Source organism: Kribbella sp. WER1, assembly GCF_054189145.1.
In genome coordinates, this window is sequence record NZ_CM135186.1 from 4,599,198 (window position 1) to 4,612,742 (window position 13,545).

Sequence of the window (13,545 nt, forward strand, 5' to 3'; positions counted from 1 at the left end):
ATCAACTGCTGAGCAGGATCACGTGCCACGATGCGGGCGGCAGCGTGGCACGGCAGACACCGTCGACAACGGCGGTGGTGTCGACGGCCCGGGGCTGGACCCGGTCCGGATCGTCCGCCGTGTTCACGGCGGTTCGGTCCTCGTCGTAGAGGGCGAGGTGCCGGACAACTTGCCCGGACACCGGGACTTCCAGGTCGATCTTGTCGGTCTCGCTCCGGTTCACCACGAAGATCGCGGTCTCCCCGGTGGTCTCGTCGTACGTCGCGGTGCTCCAGAGCGCCGGGATCCGCCCGAACGCGGCGGTGTCGACGTCCGGCCCGCCGGTGATCGCGGTCTGCAGGACGGTCGGTCCGGCGTACTGCGCGGTCAGCGCGAACGGGTAGAAGATGGTCTGCCGCCACGCGCGGCCGCCCGGCTCGGTGCGGATCGGGCCGATCACGTTGACCAGTTGCGCGAGGCAAGCGATCTTCACCCGGTCGGCGTGCCGGAGCAGCGTGATCAGCAGGCTGCCGACCACCACCGCGTCGTCGACCGTGTAGGTGTCCTCGATCAGCGGACCCGCCTCGCGGATGTCCAGGCCGAGCTCGCCGGGGAACTCCTGCTGCCGCCAGACGTTCCACTCGTCGAACGAGAGCGTCAGCTCCTTCTCACTGCGTTTCAGCGCCTTGACGTGGTCGGCGGTCGCGATCACCGAGGAGATCATCCGGTCCATCTCCTCGGCGCACCCGAGGAAGCTGGTCTGGTCGCGGTCCTTCGGTTCGTAGTACGCGTGCAGGCTGATGTGGTCGACCAGGTCGTAGCTGCGCTCCAGGACGACGCGCTCCCACTCGCCGAACGTCGGCATCCCGGCGTTGCTCGATCCGCAGGCGACCAGCTCGAGCCCGGGGTCGACCCGGCGCATCGCGTTCGCGGTCTCCTCGGCGAGCCGGGCGTACTCCTCGGCGGTCTTGTGGCCGATCTGCCACGGGCCGTCCATCTCGTTGCCCAGGCACCAGATCCGGATGTCGTGCGGCTCCGGGCTGCCGTTCGCGATCCGCCGGTCGGACAGGGCGGTGCCGGCCGGGAGGTTGCAGTACTCGAGCAGGTTGACGGCGTCCCGGATGCCACGGGTACCGAGGTTCACGGCCCAGATCGGCTGCACCTCGGCCTTCCGCGCCCAGGCGACGAACTCGTCGGTGCCGAACTGGTTCGACTCCAGCGACCGCCAGGCCAGGTCGAGGCGCCGCGGCCGGTGCTGCTTCGGGCCGACGCCGTCCTCCCAGCGGTAGTTCGAGACGAAGTTGCCGCCCGGGTACCGGACCGCGGTGACGCCGAGCTCGCGGACCAGCGCGAGCACGTCCTGCCGGAAGCCGTCCGCGTCCGCGCTCGGATGCCCGGGCTCGTAGATGCCGGTGTAGACGCAACGGCCCATGTGCTCGACGAATGAGCCGAACAACCGCCGATCGAGCGCACCGACCACGAACGCCGGGTCCACCACAAGCCGGGCCACAGGGCCTCCCCAGGATCGTTTACAACGTTTACCGTGGATGTCTACAACGATTGACAATCGGTGTAAAGAGTTCGGCGGTGGCACACTCAGGCGACAGGCCGGTGACAGGAGGTTCGGATGGCGACCAGGCTCAGTGACGTGGCCGCGCGGGCCGGCGTCTCGGTGAAGACCGTCTCGAACGTGATCAACGACTACCCGCACATCACCGCGCAGACGCGGGCGAAGGTCGAGGCCGCGATCGCCGCGCTCGACTACACGCCGAACGTCAGCGCCCGCTCGCTGCGTAAGGGCCGCTCGGACTTCATCGCGCTGGCGCTCCCGGAGATGGGATCGCCGTACTTCGCCGAGCTCGGCGCCGAGATCAGCCGGGCCGCGAAGCGCCGCGGGATCACCGTGCTGATCGACCAGACCGAGGGCGAGGCCGCGGCCGAACGGTTCGTGCTGGACGGGATGCGCGGGCAGCTCATCGACGGGATCATCTTCTCGCCACTCGCGACCGCCCCGGCCAAACTCACCTCGGTCGCGATCGGGAAGCCGCTGGTGCTGCTCGGCGAACGGCCCGCCGGCGGCCAGTTCGACCGCGTCGCCGTCGACTCGGTGCAGGCGTCGTACGACGCGACCACGCACCTGATCTCGCTCGGCCGGACCCGGATCGCGGCCATCGGTGTCGGCGGGACCAGCACCGGCGCGGTCCGGCGGAAGGGGTACCGGAAGGCGCTCAAGGAGGCGGGGCTGCCACACGATCCCGCGCTCGAGCTCGCCGGGTCCGGGTACCACCGCGCGGACGGCGCGGCGGCGATGCGGGAGCTGCTGGCATTGCCGAAACCGCCGGACGCGGTGTTCTGCTTCAACGACCTGATGGCGCTCGGCGCGCTGCGGACCCTGGCCGACGCCGGGCTCAGCGTGCCCGGAGACGTCGCCGTGGCCGGGTTCGACGACATCGAGGACGGCCGGTTCCACTCGCCGTCGCTGACCACGGTCTCGCCGGACAAGGAGTGGCTGGCCGACAACGCGGTCGCCCTCCTCCTCGACCGGATCACCGGCAATGACAGCTCCGCGCACCGCGACCTGACCGTCCCGTACTCCCTGGAGATCCGCGAATCGACAGGCGGTTAACGCTCCGGGAAGCCGGCCAGCTGCTTGGCGAGGGTGTGCTGGGTTTTCTGGGGGGCTAGGCGGAGTACGGCGTTGCGGAGCGGGCGGATGGGGCGTGGGAGGTTGGCCAGCCGGGTCAGGCGGTGGGCCAGGTTGATGACGCGGATCGCCTCCGCGCGGCTGTTCGTGGCGTAGGTGTCGAGGCCCGACTCGTCGCCGGCCAGGGCGCGGTCGAGCGCGTCGGCGAGCGCGACCGCGTCCCGCAGGCCGAGGTTCATACCCTGACCGCCGGCCGGGCTGTGCGTGTGGGCCGCGTCGCCAGCCAGCAGGACGCGACCGGCCCGGTACTCGTCCGCGACCCGCTCGTGGATCCGGAACCGCGAACCCCAGACCACCTCGGTGACCTTGGGATGCGTCTTGCGCGGGCCACGGTCGGCCAGCAACTGCTCGGCGAACGCGATATCGGGGTGCTCCGGCGCGTCGTGCACCTCGGCGACCAGGCGGAAGCTCCCGTCCGGCAGCGGCGCCACCACGAGCATCCCGGCGGCCGCGAAGTACAGCCCGACCTCGTCGGTCGGCAGGCCGCCGGCGACCCGGACGTCGACGAGGCTCAGCGACAGCTCCAGCGTGTTGCCGGGCATCCGCAGCCCGGCCAGCTCCCGGACGGTGCTGTGCATGCCGTCGGCGGCCACGACGTACTGCGCGTGGATCACGTCGCCGTTGTTTAGCGTGACGTCGACGCCGTCGGCGCTCTGGGTCAGGCCGGTCGCGGCGTACGGGCGGAGGACCGAGCCGCCGAGCTCCTGCAGGCGTTCGAGCAGCACCTGCTCGGTGACGGGCTGCGGGATCATCGTGACGAACGGGTACGCGGTCGGCAGGTCCGCGAAGCCGACCGGGATCAGCGCCCGGTCGCCGGACCGGACCGCGAAGTCCTGCAGCTCCAGGCCGAGGTCGATCAGCCGCTTCGTCACGCCGAGCTGCTCCAGAACCTCCAGCGTCCGCGGGTGGATCACGCAGGCGCGCGAGGTGTTCGTGCCCTCGGCCTGCCGGTCGACCACCACCACGTCATGCCCGTGCAGCCGCAGCCCGACACCTACCGCAAGCCCGACCGGCCCGGCACCTACCACCACAACCTCTGCGTTCATGATCTTCTCCTTGCCAACGCTTGTTGACTTTTACGCTAGGACCGCGAGTAGAGAAAGTCAACAAGTGTTGGCATATGCTGTGGGTATGGCGGAGAAGAAGTCCGACCGGACCCGGGCGGCGATCCTCGCGGCGGCGCGGGAGCGGTTCGGGGCGGACGGGTACGAGCGCGCGACGATCCGGGCGATCGCGGCGGACGCGGCGATCGACCCGGCGATGGTGATGCGGTACTACGGCAGCAAGGAGAAGCTGTTCGCGGCGGCGGCCGAGTTCGACGTCCGGCTGCCGGAACTGCACGACGTACCGAAGGAGCGGCTCGGGGAGGTGCTCGTCCGGCATCTGGTGGAGCGCTGGGAGGAGGACGACACGCTGCGGGTGCTGCTCCGGACCGCGGTGACGAACGAGTCGGCGGCCGAGCGGATGCGGCAGGTGTTCATCGGGCAACTGACGCCGACGTTCCAGCGCGCCGCGATCGACCGGCCCGCCGTACGGGCCGGGCTGATCGCGACCCAGGCGCTCGGCTTCGCGCTGTGCCGCTACATCCTCGAGCTGCGCCCGGTGGTCGAGTTGACGACCGACGAGGCGGTCGCCTGGCTCGGCCCGACCGTGACCCGCTACTTGACCGAGCCCTCACCCAGCCAGGCGTGAACGGCGGGCAGTGTCTCGGCCAAGGTCGGGAGATCTGGGTGCCACTTCAGCTCCCACTCGAGTGAGAGCGGGTAGTCGGTGCCGTCGAGCGCGGCCAGCAGGTCCTTGATCGGGAAGTCGCCCGCGTCGATCGCGACCGGGCGGTAGTCCTGCCGCGAGTCGGCCTGCTTGAACTGGACGAGCTCCAGCCACGGCCGCAGCAACGCATACGACTCGGCCAAGGTCTCGCCGTGCGACCAGGTGTGCGAGCTGTCCCAGAGCGCCCGCACCTTGTGGCCGGGCGCGTCGGTGTCGAGCAGCGCGCAGAACGCCGCGACCTGCCGGCCGGTCGAGTGCGTGGGTCTCGAGCAGGATCGGTACGTCGCGCGGCGCGGACGTCACCCGGTCCAGCGCGCGGATCTCGCCCGCGCTCGGGCCTTCCGGCGTACCGGCGTCGGTGTCGTCACCCGGGAAGACCCGGACGCCGAGCGCACCGAGATCGGCCGCGAGCTCCAGGTGCGCCTCGAGCGGCTGCTCCTCGACCGCGCACAGCCGCACGTAGCTGCTGATCGCGAGGATCTCCAGGCCGGCGTCCTCGATCCGGCCGCGCAACTCCCGCCGCTGGGCCGGCGACAGGCCGGTGTTGGTGAACTCGTCCGGCGCCGCGCGCAGCTCCAGACCGGTGAAGTTGTTGCCCTGGGCAAGTGCCAGGACGTCGTCGAGTGCTGCTCCGGGACAACCGAGGGTGGCGAAACCTAAACGCATACGCTCTATCTGATCAGACCCAGCGGCCACGGCGCGGTTGGGTCCGCGGGCCGTTCGGCTGCTCGGGTTCGGTCGGCTGCTGCTCGTACGGGTACTGCTGCTGGTACTCGGTGTGCTCCTGGTACTGCGCGCCGTACGACTCGGTCGAACCGTTCTCGTACGCGTACCCGTCGGAGTTGTACGCCGACGAGTAGTCCGACGTGTACGACGACGAGCCGTAGTCCGTGTAGTCGTTGCTCGCCGGGTACGACGGCTCCGGACCGTACGACGGGACCGGCGGGAGCGGCTTCGACGGGGTCAGGAAGTCGTCCTGCGCGTCGTGGCTCGGCGCCGGCGCGGGCTCGTAGTACCCGGAGGACGCCGACACGTGCGACGACGGCTGCGAGTGCTCGGACTGCCCGTACACCGTGTGGTCCTGGTACGACGACTGCGTGGTGTGCCCGGAGTGCGCGGCGTGCGTCGTCGTGTGGTTCCCGACGGCCGGCTGGATCGCCGAGGGGCTGTCGACCGCGACCCGAGCGGCCCGTCGACCAGCGCGCGCAACGGGTGCGGGCTCCGGCTCGGGTGCGGTCTGCGCCTCCGCGGGGGAGGACGTCGAGGTGAGGTCCTGCTCGTACGAGTACGGCTCGGAGTAGCGGGCCGCCCAGTGCTCCTCGTGCGCGGGCTGCTGCTGCGGCGCCGGCTGGTACGAGTACGGGTCGGGCTGGACGACGGTCAGCGGCGGCGTCTCCTCCCGCCAGCTGCTCGCGGAACCGAGCGTGTCCTGGGTGATCGTGTTGCGGTACTCCTCCCAGGTCGGCTCGGCGGCGGCGTACCGCGTCTCCGCGGCCGGCTGCTCGTCCTGCCAGTCCTGGATCGGGCTGAACTGCTCGGTCGCCGGTCCGGCGTCCGCGCCCTGCCAGCTCTCCGCGGCCGGGGCGAACGGGCTCCACTTCGGCGCTTCCTCAGGCTGCTGCTGCGGCGCCTGCGGCTGCTGCGGGGCGAACGGGCTCGCGACCGGCGCTTCCGGAGCAGGCGCCTGCGGGGCGAACGGGTTGTTCGACTGCATCTGCGGCTGCGGGGCGCCGGCCATCTGCAGCTGCGGCTCGCGGACCAGGCCGAGCGACGGCGCGATCGGCTCCGAGATCACCGGCTGCTCGTCGGTGTCGTCGTTCGCGTACGACGGGACCTGGGTCACCTCGTACGTCGGGACCGCGCTCAGCTTCGGGCCCTGGTCCCACCACGGCACCCACTTGCGGGTGGTCTGCATGTGGTTGATCTTGCGGATGATCATCGTCGCGGCCACCGCGGAGATCGCGGTCAGCACCAGCGACGCCGTACCGGCCATCGCGATGCCGCGCAGCGAGCCGACGGTGGCTTCCATCCACATCAGGAACCGGCGGACCACGACGTCGAACGCAAGCGCGCCGATCCAGGCCACCCACCAGATCGACGTCAGCGGGGGAGTCCTGAACCGGCGCAGGTCGTCGGCGTACACGGGGGTCTTCGGATCGCTGGCGATCCAGACGTCGTCGACGATTTGTTTCGGATACCAGAGGTTCGGTCCGGGGACGAACCAGCTGGCCAGTACCCAGCCGTGGCTGCGGCGATGGTCGGCCTGCGAGAAGACCTCGGAGTTGACCCGGACCCGCCACAACCAGATGACGAAGACGACGGCCGCGGCCACCGAGACGATGACGTTCGGAACGGCGGTCACCTTGGCGATCGCGTCCGCGCGGTTGAGGTCCGCGTCGTCGACGTTCGGCATCCCGCCGAGATAGCGGTGCACTACCGAGTACGTGTTCCAGTCGGACCAAGTGGACAGGAGATGCGTCACGGTGGACGCCCCCAGCAGGCCGATGGCGATCTTGCCGACCGTCCCGATCTGCTGGAACTCCTCAGCCGCGTGCGGCTGCCACTGTTCCTCGTCCTCGACAGGGGTCATCAATGCCTGCGGGTGGCTCACGTCTCGCGTCCCTCGCGTTGCTGGAACTCCGTCGTCTGTCCGGCGCTTCGGCCCGGCCCTGCCCCCGCGTGACCGAGCCACATTGATACCACGAAGTAGGTAGGCCAGGGCAGTCGGCCCCAACGCAGAGGGTGTCGACTTAACGTGTTCTTTTCGTACGCCCATCACCAGTGGTAACGAGGCAGCGAGCAGGGCGTGACGGTTTGGTTTACCGCGCAGGTGGTTGGAAGCCGTTCTGAGGTGTTCCGAGCGCCCACCACGGCACCCACGGACGCATGCTCTGGAGCTCGTCGATGCGCTGGATCAGGATCACCGCGAACACCGCGGCGCCGGTGGTGAACAGCGCCGAGACGGAGGAAAGTATGACGTTCGTCCGCAGATCTCCCAGCTGCGACGCGCCGGACAGTACCCCTCTTTGCACGATGTTTCCGGTGACCAGCCCGGTCACCCAGGTCAGCCACCACGCCCAGACCAGACGGGTACCTGGGAGGTCCTTGAGTTCCGCGGTGAACGGATCGGTCCGCGGGTCGCTGGCCGCGACGATGTCGTCGACCACCTGCTTCGGATACCAGAGGTTCACCACCGGGACGAGCCAGCAGCCGAGCACCCAGCCGCGGGTGTACCGGTGCTGGCCGCGGCAGAACATCTCCGCGTTCCAGCGGACCCGCCACAGCCAGACGATGAACACCGCCGCGGCCGCGAACAGCGCCAGCGCGGCGACGATGCCGAGCGAGCCGGACACCAGGTTCGCCTCGGACCAGCGGTCGGCGTTGTCGCCGTACGTCCGGCGGGTCCGGTACAGGTTGAAGTCCGACCAGGCCGTCGACCAGCTGGTCACGGTGACCAGGCCGATCAGTACGGACGCACCGATGCCCATCGCCCGCTCGGAACTGAACCAGCGGTCCAAGGGCGGTACCTGTGCGGGCCGGCTCGGCATGGTTCAGGCATAGCACAACACGGCGTGACCGGGCGAGAACATCAGGTTGCGGCCACTCCGTGGCGCTTTTCTGCCAGAAAGTGTCGGCGCTCGCGGGGAGGATGGTCGTATGCACTGGTCTGTGGTCGACTCACCGATCGGCGACCTCACACTCGCGGTCGACGAGACCGGGCTCTGCCGGCTGCACTTCGGCGGCACCGACCGGGCGCAGTCCGCCGATCCGCTGCTGACCGAGGCCGCCGAGCAACTCAAGGCGTACTTCGCCGGCGAGCTCCAGCAGTTCACGCTGCCGCTGTCGGTCCGCGGCGGCTCCGACTTCGAGCGCGCGGTCTGGAAACAACTCACCCGGATCCCGTACGGCGAGATGCAGACGTACGGCGACGTCGCGAAGATCGTCGGCGACCTCGGTGCCGCCCGCGCGGTCGGGACCGCGTGCAACCGGAACCCGATCGCGATCGTGGTGCCCTGCCACCGGGTGGTCGGCGCCGGCGGCAAGATGGTCGGCTTCGGCGGCGGTATCCCCACCAAGCGGCACCTGCTCGAACTCGAGGCGCGGGTCGCCTTCGAGAGCATGTGGTCCTGAGACGCTCTCCAAGACCTGACGAAGATCTGACACTCGACAGGGCGTTATCGGGGCGCGCCGGTCGGTGATGGGCACTAACGTTTGAAGCGAGCGATTCAGGATCCTCCAACCTGCCGTGGAAGACACATAAATGAACAAAGCCCGCACCACTGACCACCTGCACCCGGACCTCAGCGCACTGATGAACAAGAGTGCCGAGGAATGGTCGGCCCCCGAGATCCAGGACACCGCCCGCGCGGCGCTCCGGATGCACGCCCCCGACCGGGAGCCGATGACCTGGACCAGGCGGTTCAAGATCGTCCCCTGGCTGCACCGCAACGACGCGGTCTGCATGAGCTGCGGAGGCTCCTACCCGTGCATCACGCACCGGTATGCCACCCAGTTGCTGTCCGCCGGCCGCTACACGATGACCAAGGCCGACGACCCGGAGCAGCAGGCCGACTGAGAGCGTCGTACGCGCAAGGCGACGCCCGGACGGACGAAGGTCCCGGACCCCCCGTGGGGGCTCGGGACCTTCGCCGTTGCGGTGGTGATCAGGAGTCGCTGGGCCGGGACTCGCTCGAACCCGTCGACTTCCTGGTGGTGGTCTTCTTCGCGGCGCCGTTGGACGCGGCCTTCACCTCGTCCTTGGCCTCCTCCGGCTTGGTCTCCGCCTTCGGGGCGTCCGCCTTCGGCGCCTCGGCCTTCGGGGCCTCCGGCGCGGCGTCGCTCTTGCCGTTCGCCGCGGTGGTGGTGCCGTTCGCGGCGGTGCCGGTCGACGTGGTCCCGTTCGCCGCGGTGGCGTCGGCCGGGCGGGTCGACGTACCGGCCGGGGCGGAGCTGTAGTCGCGGCCGCTGGTCGGGGTCGACTGCCAGGCCGGCTCCGGCGGGGTCAGCAGCTTCTTCACCGCTGCCGCCGCCAGCGCGCCGAGGCCCAGGAACAGCGCCACGTTGCGGAGCTTGTGGCTCTTCTTCTTCGGTACGTCGAGCTCGCCCTTGAGCGCGGCCTTGGTGGCCTTGCCCCGGCGGCTGGTCTCCTCGACGACCGGCTCGGCGGCGGCTGCCAGGGTGGCCAGCGCGGCCGTCACCTTCGGCAGGACGTCGTCGTTCAGCCGCTCGCGGGCCTTCCCGGCCGCGTGCTCGGTGGCCGGACCGACCTTGGCGAGTGCGTCGTCGAGCACCGGACCGGCCTTCTCCACCGCCTGGTGGGCCAGGTGTGCGCCCCGCTCGACAGCCTTCTCGGCATACGGCGACACCTTCTCCCGTGCGGTGCCAACGGCCGGCGCGAGGTGCTCACGGACCTGGCCGACGGCCGGTCCGAGCTTCTCGGTCGCCGACTCGGCGAGCGGCCGGACGCGGTCCTTGGCGGCCTCGACCCGGTCCTTGGACTTCCTCAAACCCACGGTTCCCTCCTCGGTGCCGCCCGCCCCGCGGACGGCTCTCCCGCCCATCGGCGACATGGGCTTCTTTCTGATGACAACTCTGGACAAATCCGGCTGCATCTGCATCGTACGACGTCACGAGCCGATAACCCTGTGCCCCCACCACCCAATCCCACACGTTCTTTGAGTGGCATGACAGGATCGAGGGCGTAAGCAGTGGTAACCCGACTAGGAGTGACTCCCGTGGCCGAAGAGCTGTACGCAACCCTGCAGACGAACAAGGGCGACGTCGTCATCAGGTTGTTCCCCAACCACGCGCCGAAGACGGTGAGCAACTTCGTCGGCCTCGCCGAGGGCACCAAGGAGTGGACCGACCCGGAAACGGGCCAGCAGGTCACCAAGCCGTTCTACGACGGCCTGGGCTTCCACCGGGTGATCGACGGCTTCATGATCCAGGGCGGCTGCCCGCTCGGTACCGGCACCGGCACGCCGGGGTACCAGTTCGACGACGAGATCCACCCGGAGCTCCAGTTCGACCGGCCGTACCTGCTCGCGATGGCGAACGCCGGCATCCAGTTCGGGCACGGCACCAACGGTTCGCAGTTCTTCGTGACCGTGGTCCCAACCCCGCACCTGAACCGCAAGCACACGATCTTCGGTGAGGTCGCCGACGACGACTCGAAGAAGGTCGTGGACGCGATCGCGACCGCGAAGACCGCTCCGGGCGACCGTCCGATCGACCCGATCGTGATCAACAAGGTCGTCGTCGAGCGCAAGAACGCCTGACACAGCTTCAGCGTGGGGCCGGGAAGTTCCCGGCCCCAGGCTCCCAGAGAGGGAAGCACCCGCGTGACCGAGACCGTCTGCTACCGGCACCCGGATCGGCCCGCCGGGGTGCGCTGCCAGCGCTGCGACCGGCCGATCTGCCCGGCGTGCATGAACAGCGCCGCCGTCGGCTTCCAGTGCCCGAGCTGTTTCAACCAGGGTGTCCGCTCGGTGCCCCGTACCCGTACGTCGCTGGGCGGTCTGCAGCGCGGCGGCAGCCAGCAGGTCGTGACGTTTACGATGCTGGCGCTGAACGTCCTGGTCTTCCTCGCCGTCCGGTTCGGCAGCCCGCAGATCCTCAGCGATTTCGTGATGGTGCCCGCGCTCGCCGAGAGCCAGCCGTGGCGGCTGATCACCTCTGCCTTCACGCACGTCCAGATCTTCCACATCTTCTCGAACCTGTTCATGCTCTGGCAGCTCGGCCCGATGCTGGAAGGCATGCTCGGCCGGCTCCGGTTCACGATCCTGTACCTGCTGTCCGCGCTCGGCGGTAGCGTCGCGGTCTGGCTGCTGTCCGCCCCCAACGGCGCCACCCTCGGCGCGTCCGGCGCGGTCCTCGGCCTGGTCGGCGCCCTGCTGGTGATCCACCGTGCCCGCGGCTTGGACATCACCTGGATCATCATGTACGTCGCGGTCACCGCGTTCCTGTCGTTCGCGATCGCGAACGTCTCCTGGGAAGGCCACCTCGGCGGCTTCGTCGTCGGCGCCGCGACCGCGTGGGTCTTCCTGCGGCTCTCGAAGCACAAACGCCGCAACAATCAAGCGGCATAGGCCACAACTTCCGCTCAGTTGGATCAAATCAGGTGACAACCGGGCGGAAGTGCTCGTCTAATCAGGTGACGTCCCGACGGGGGACCAGCTTGGTAAGGACATCCACATGAGCCCACGCGCAGTGGACAAACGCGCCCGCCCCGGCAACGAACATCAGGTCGTACGACCCGCGGCACCGGAGGCCCCGAGCGCGGTCACCGCACTCCAGGCGGCCGACCACACCACGAACCGGATCTCGCAGCGCAAGCAGCCGACGAAGGCGGCCTCCTGACTCAGCGCAGCAACAGGCAGCTGTCGCCGAACTCGTGCCAGAGGTACTGGTTCCGGAGCGCAGCGTCGTAGACGTGCTGCACCTGATCCCGGCCGACGACTGACTCGAGCAGCAGCAGGTGCGAGGCCTCGGGCGCGTGCCAGCCGGTGATCAGGCCGTCGACGACCTCAGGCTGGTTGTCCGGGCCGAGTACGAGGTCTGTCCAGCCGCGGGACGGGACGACCGTTCCGCCGACGGCGGCCGACTCGATCGCCCGTACGCCGGTGGTGCCGACCGCGATCACCCGTCCGCCGTTCGCCTTGACCCAGTTGACGAGGCGGGCCGTGTGCGTCGGTACGTCGTACCGTTCCGGCTGGGGTGGCTCGTGGCTCTCCAGTGAGGAGACGCCGCAGTGCAACAGGATCGGCGCGATGAGGACGCCCTGCGACGCCAGGTGGCTCACCAGCTCGAAGCTGAACGGCCGCGCCGCGCTCGGCATCTCCGCACTGCCGGGCTCCCGGGCGAAGACGGTCTGGTACGACGCCAGCGGCCAGCGCTTCCCCACGTAGTTGTAGGTGATCGGCCGCCCGTGCCGTTGCAGGTACCCGAGGACGTCGGGCGTCGGCGGCCGCGCGATCCACAGCCGGTTGGGCGATGCCTCGTGCGGCGCCAACAGGGTCAGCATCCCCTCGGGCAGTTCCACCTGCTGTCCCGGCGTACCGTCGAACATCGGGGCGCCGCCGTCGCGGAGCTCGACGACCCAGGTGCCGTCGTCGAGCGGCGTGGAGAAGTGCACGGTGTACGTCGTACCGTCGACGGCCGCGGCCAGCGTGCCGGAGGTGTTCACCAGCAGCAGGTCGCCCGGCCGCAGGTGGTCGCCGATCCGGTCGAAGCGGGTGTGCGTGATGGTCGACCCCTCCGCGACCAGCAGCTTCACGTGGTCCCGGGAGATCCCGCGCGCCTCCGGAGGTTCGCCGGCGTTCAGCGCGTCCGGCAGGTCGAACCTGGTGTGCGGGTGCATTTTCACGACGTCACCGCCGGCGCGAACTCGGCCGCTCGGTACCGCCCACTCGCCGGGCGCTTGTCCAGCAACTGCAGGAACGACGGTACGACGGTCGCGGGCTCCGGCCGGTCCGAGATGTCCTCCCCGGGGAACGCCGCCTGGTGCATCGCGGTCCGCAGATCGCCGGGGTCGACGGCGTACACCGCGAGCGCCGGGTGCTCCGCTGCAAGGATCCGCGTCGCGTGGTCGAGCGCCGCCTTCGCGGAGCCGTAACCACCCCAGGTCTCGTACGGCTCCACGGCAGCGTCGGAGCTGATGTTGATCAGCACACCGGACGCCGTGGTGAGCGCCGGGAGCAGGAGCTGTGTGAGGGCGAGCGGCGCGAGGACGTCGACCTCGTACACGCGACGGAGTTCGTCGAGGTCGGCCGCGGCGAGCGCCTGCAGCGGGCTCGGGCCGAGATAGCTGGCGTTGTTGACGAGCAGGTCGAGACGGCCGAGCTCGGTGATCGCGTCGAGCAGGTCGGCCCGGTGCTCCGGATCGGTGACGTCACCCGCGAGTGGTACGACGTCGGTCCGGGCCGCGAGCGCGTCCGCGGCGTCTTTCAGGGCTTCCGCACCGCGTGCGTCGATCACCAACGCCCAGCCCCGCTCGGCCAGACCGTGCGCCAACGCAAGCCCCAGCCCCGCGGAGGCACCGGTGATCAGAGCAACAGGACGTTCGGACGGTTCAGGAGTCATGCCAAAACCGT

Annotated in this window: 16 protein-coding genes; 8 read left to right on the forward strand and 8 right to left on the reverse strand. The window is 69.6% G+C overall.

The features are described from left to right. Position 1: 1 nt before the first annotated feature. The gene (gene arfA, locus ACXJJ3_RS22145; RefSeq protein WP_458163718.1) at positions 2–1,489 is read right to left on the reverse strand and encodes an arabinosylfuranosidase ArfA; all 1,488 of its coding nucleotides are present in this window, start codon (positions 1,487–1,489) and stop codon (positions 2–4) included. A 117-nt stretch (positions 1,490–1,606) separates the two neighbouring features. Between arfA and ACXJJ3_RS22150 the strand changes: the two genes are divergently transcribed. Further along, entirely contained in the window at positions 1,607–2,605 is a 999-nt protein-coding gene (locus tag ACXJJ3_RS22150; RefSeq protein WP_458163720.1) for a LacI family DNA-binding transcriptional regulator, read from the forward strand. Here ACXJJ3_RS22150 and ACXJJ3_RS22155 read toward each other — a convergent pair. Next, positions 2,602–3,729, reverse strand: a complete 1,128-nt coding sequence (locus ACXJJ3_RS22155; RefSeq protein ID WP_458163722.1) for an FAD-dependent oxidoreductase — start codon at positions 3,727–3,729, stop codon at positions 2,602–2,604. The two genes, ACXJJ3_RS22150 and ACXJJ3_RS22155, sit on opposite strands and share 4 nt — an antisense overlap. Positions 3,730–3,814: 85 nt before the next feature. Here ACXJJ3_RS22155 and ACXJJ3_RS22160 point away from each other — a divergent pair, with 85 nt between their 5' ends. Then, entirely contained in the window at positions 3,815–4,375 is a 561-nt protein-coding gene (locus ACXJJ3_RS22160) for a TetR/AcrR family transcriptional regulator (RefSeq protein WP_458163724.1), read from the forward strand. On the opposite strand, the gene ACXJJ3_RS22165 is transcribed toward ACXJJ3_RS22160, so the two are convergent. Next, positions 4,342–4,596 (reverse strand): hypothetical protein, encoded by a 255-nt coding sequence (locus tag ACXJJ3_RS22165; protein ID WP_458163726.1) that lies wholly within the window; start codon positions 4,594–4,596, stop codon positions 4,342–4,344. The genes ACXJJ3_RS22160 and ACXJJ3_RS22165 overlap by 34 nt on opposite strands. A 19-nt stretch (positions 4,597–4,615) precedes the next feature. On the opposite strand from ACXJJ3_RS22165, the gene ACXJJ3_RS22170 reads away from it, so the two are divergent. After that, the gene (locus tag ACXJJ3_RS22170; RefSeq protein WP_458163728.1) at positions 4,616–5,113 is read left to right on the forward strand and encodes a hypothetical protein; all 498 of its coding nucleotides are present in this window, start codon (positions 4,616–4,618) and stop codon (positions 5,111–5,113) included. Positions 5,114–5,132: 19 nt separating this feature from the next. Here the strand turns inward: ACXJJ3_RS22170 and ACXJJ3_RS22175 are convergent, their stop codons facing one another. Continuing rightward, positions 5,133–7,043 carry a DUF4328 domain-containing protein gene (locus tag ACXJJ3_RS22175; protein WP_458163730.1) on the reverse strand — a complete coding sequence of 637 codons (1,911 nt, stop codon included), beginning with the start codon at positions 7,041–7,043 and terminating at the stop codon, positions 5,133–5,135. A 229-nt stretch (positions 7,044–7,272) separates the two neighbouring features. Beyond that, positions 7,273–7,971, reverse strand: a complete 699-nt coding sequence (locus ACXJJ3_RS22180; RefSeq protein WP_458163732.1) for a DUF4328 domain-containing protein — start codon at positions 7,969–7,971, stop codon at positions 7,273–7,275. Between the two features lie 139 nt (positions 7,972–8,110). Here ACXJJ3_RS22180 and ACXJJ3_RS22185 point away from each other — a divergent pair, with 139 nt between their 5' ends. Both ACXJJ3_RS22185 and ACXJJ3_RS22190 read left to right on the forward strand, forming a co-directional pair. Continuing rightward, entirely contained in the window at positions 8,111–8,584 is a 474-nt protein-coding gene (locus tag ACXJJ3_RS22185) for a methylated-DNA--[protein]-cysteine S-methyltransferase (RefSeq protein ID WP_458163734.1), read from the forward strand. 130 nt (positions 8,585–8,714) lie between these two features. Beyond that, positions 8,715–9,029, forward strand: a complete 315-nt coding sequence (locus tag ACXJJ3_RS22190; protein WP_458163736.1) for a hypothetical protein — start codon at positions 8,715–8,717, stop codon at positions 9,027–9,029. 88 nt (positions 9,030–9,117) lie between these two features. Here ACXJJ3_RS22190 and ACXJJ3_RS22195 read toward each other — a convergent pair whose 3' ends face one another. Next, positions 9,118–9,966 (reverse strand): hypothetical protein, encoded by an 849-nt coding sequence (locus ACXJJ3_RS22195; RefSeq protein WP_458163738.1) that lies wholly within the window; start codon positions 9,964–9,966, stop codon positions 9,118–9,120. A gap of 222 nt (positions 9,967–10,188) precedes the next feature. Here ACXJJ3_RS22195 and ACXJJ3_RS22200 point away from each other — a divergent pair, with 222 nt between their 5' ends. The 3 genes from ACXJJ3_RS22200 to ACXJJ3_RS22210 all read left to right on the forward strand — a co-directional run bounded on the left by ACXJJ3_RS22200 (position 10,189) and on the right by ACXJJ3_RS22210 (position 11,812). Then, the gene (locus ACXJJ3_RS22200) at positions 10,189–10,731 is read left to right on the forward strand and encodes a peptidylprolyl isomerase (RefSeq protein ID WP_380190036.1); all 543 of its coding nucleotides are present in this window, start codon (positions 10,189–10,191) and stop codon (positions 10,729–10,731) included. A gap of 63 nt (positions 10,732–10,794) precedes the next feature. After that, positions 10,795–11,541 carry a rhomboid family intramembrane serine protease gene (locus tag ACXJJ3_RS22205; RefSeq protein WP_458163740.1) on the forward strand — a complete coding sequence of 249 codons (747 nt, stop codon included), beginning with the start codon at positions 10,795–10,797 and terminating at the stop codon, positions 11,539–11,541. A gap of 106 nt (positions 11,542–11,647) precedes the next feature. After that, on the forward strand, positions 11,648–11,812 hold the full coding sequence (locus ACXJJ3_RS22210; RefSeq protein ID WP_458163742.1) for a hypothetical protein: 165 nt from the start codon (positions 11,648–11,650) through the stop codon (positions 11,810–11,812). Position 11,813: 1 nt separating this feature from the next. On the opposite strand, the gene ACXJJ3_RS22215 is transcribed toward ACXJJ3_RS22210, so the two are convergent. Further along, positions 11,814–12,812 (reverse strand): S-adenosylmethionine:tRNA ribosyltransferase-isomerase, encoded by a 999-nt coding sequence (locus ACXJJ3_RS22215; protein ID WP_458171931.1) that lies wholly within the window; start codon positions 12,810–12,812, stop codon positions 11,814–11,816. A 2-nt stretch (positions 12,813–12,814) separates the two neighbouring features. Beyond that, positions 12,815–13,534, reverse strand: coding sequence for an SDR family NAD(P)-dependent oxidoreductase (locus ACXJJ3_RS22220; RefSeq protein WP_458163744.1), 720 nt, complete (start codon positions 13,532–13,534; stop codon positions 12,815–12,817). Positions 13,535–13,545: the final 11 nt, after the last annotated feature.

Coding starts and splice junctions, on each gene's coding strand:
- ACXJJ3_RS22150 (WP_458163720.1), top strand. CDS start 1,607: ATGGCGACCAGGCTCAGTGACGTGGCCGCGCGGGCCGGCGTCTCGGTG.
- ACXJJ3_RS22155 (WP_458163722.1), bottom strand. CDS start 3,729: ATGAACGCAGAGGTTGTGGTGGTAGGTGCCGGGCCGGTCGGGCTTGCG.
- ACXJJ3_RS22160 (WP_458163724.1), top strand. CDS start 3,815: ATGGCGGAGAAGAAGTCCGACCGGACCCGGGCGGCGATCCTCGCGGCG.
- ACXJJ3_RS22175 (WP_458163730.1), bottom strand. CDS start 7,043: ATGACCCCTGTCGAGGACGAGGAACAGTGGCAGCCGCACGCGGCTGAG.
- ACXJJ3_RS22185 (WP_458163734.1), top strand. CDS start 8,111: ATGCACTGGTCTGTGGTCGACTCACCGATCGGCGACCTCACACTCGCG.
- ACXJJ3_RS22190 (WP_458163736.1), top strand. CDS start 8,715: ATGAACAAAGCCCGCACCACTGACCACCTGCACCCGGACCTCAGCGCA.
- ACXJJ3_RS22210 (WP_458163742.1), top strand. CDS start 11,648: ATGAGCCCACGCGCAGTGGACAAACGCGCCCGCCCCGGCAACGAACAT.
- ACXJJ3_RS22215 (WP_458171931.1), bottom strand. CDS start 12,812: ATGCACCCGCACACCAGGTTCGACCTGCCGGACGCGCTGAACGCCGGC.
- ACXJJ3_RS22220 (WP_458163744.1), bottom strand. CDS start 13,534: ATGACTCCTGAACCGTCCGAACGTCCTGTTGCTCTGATCACCGGTGCC.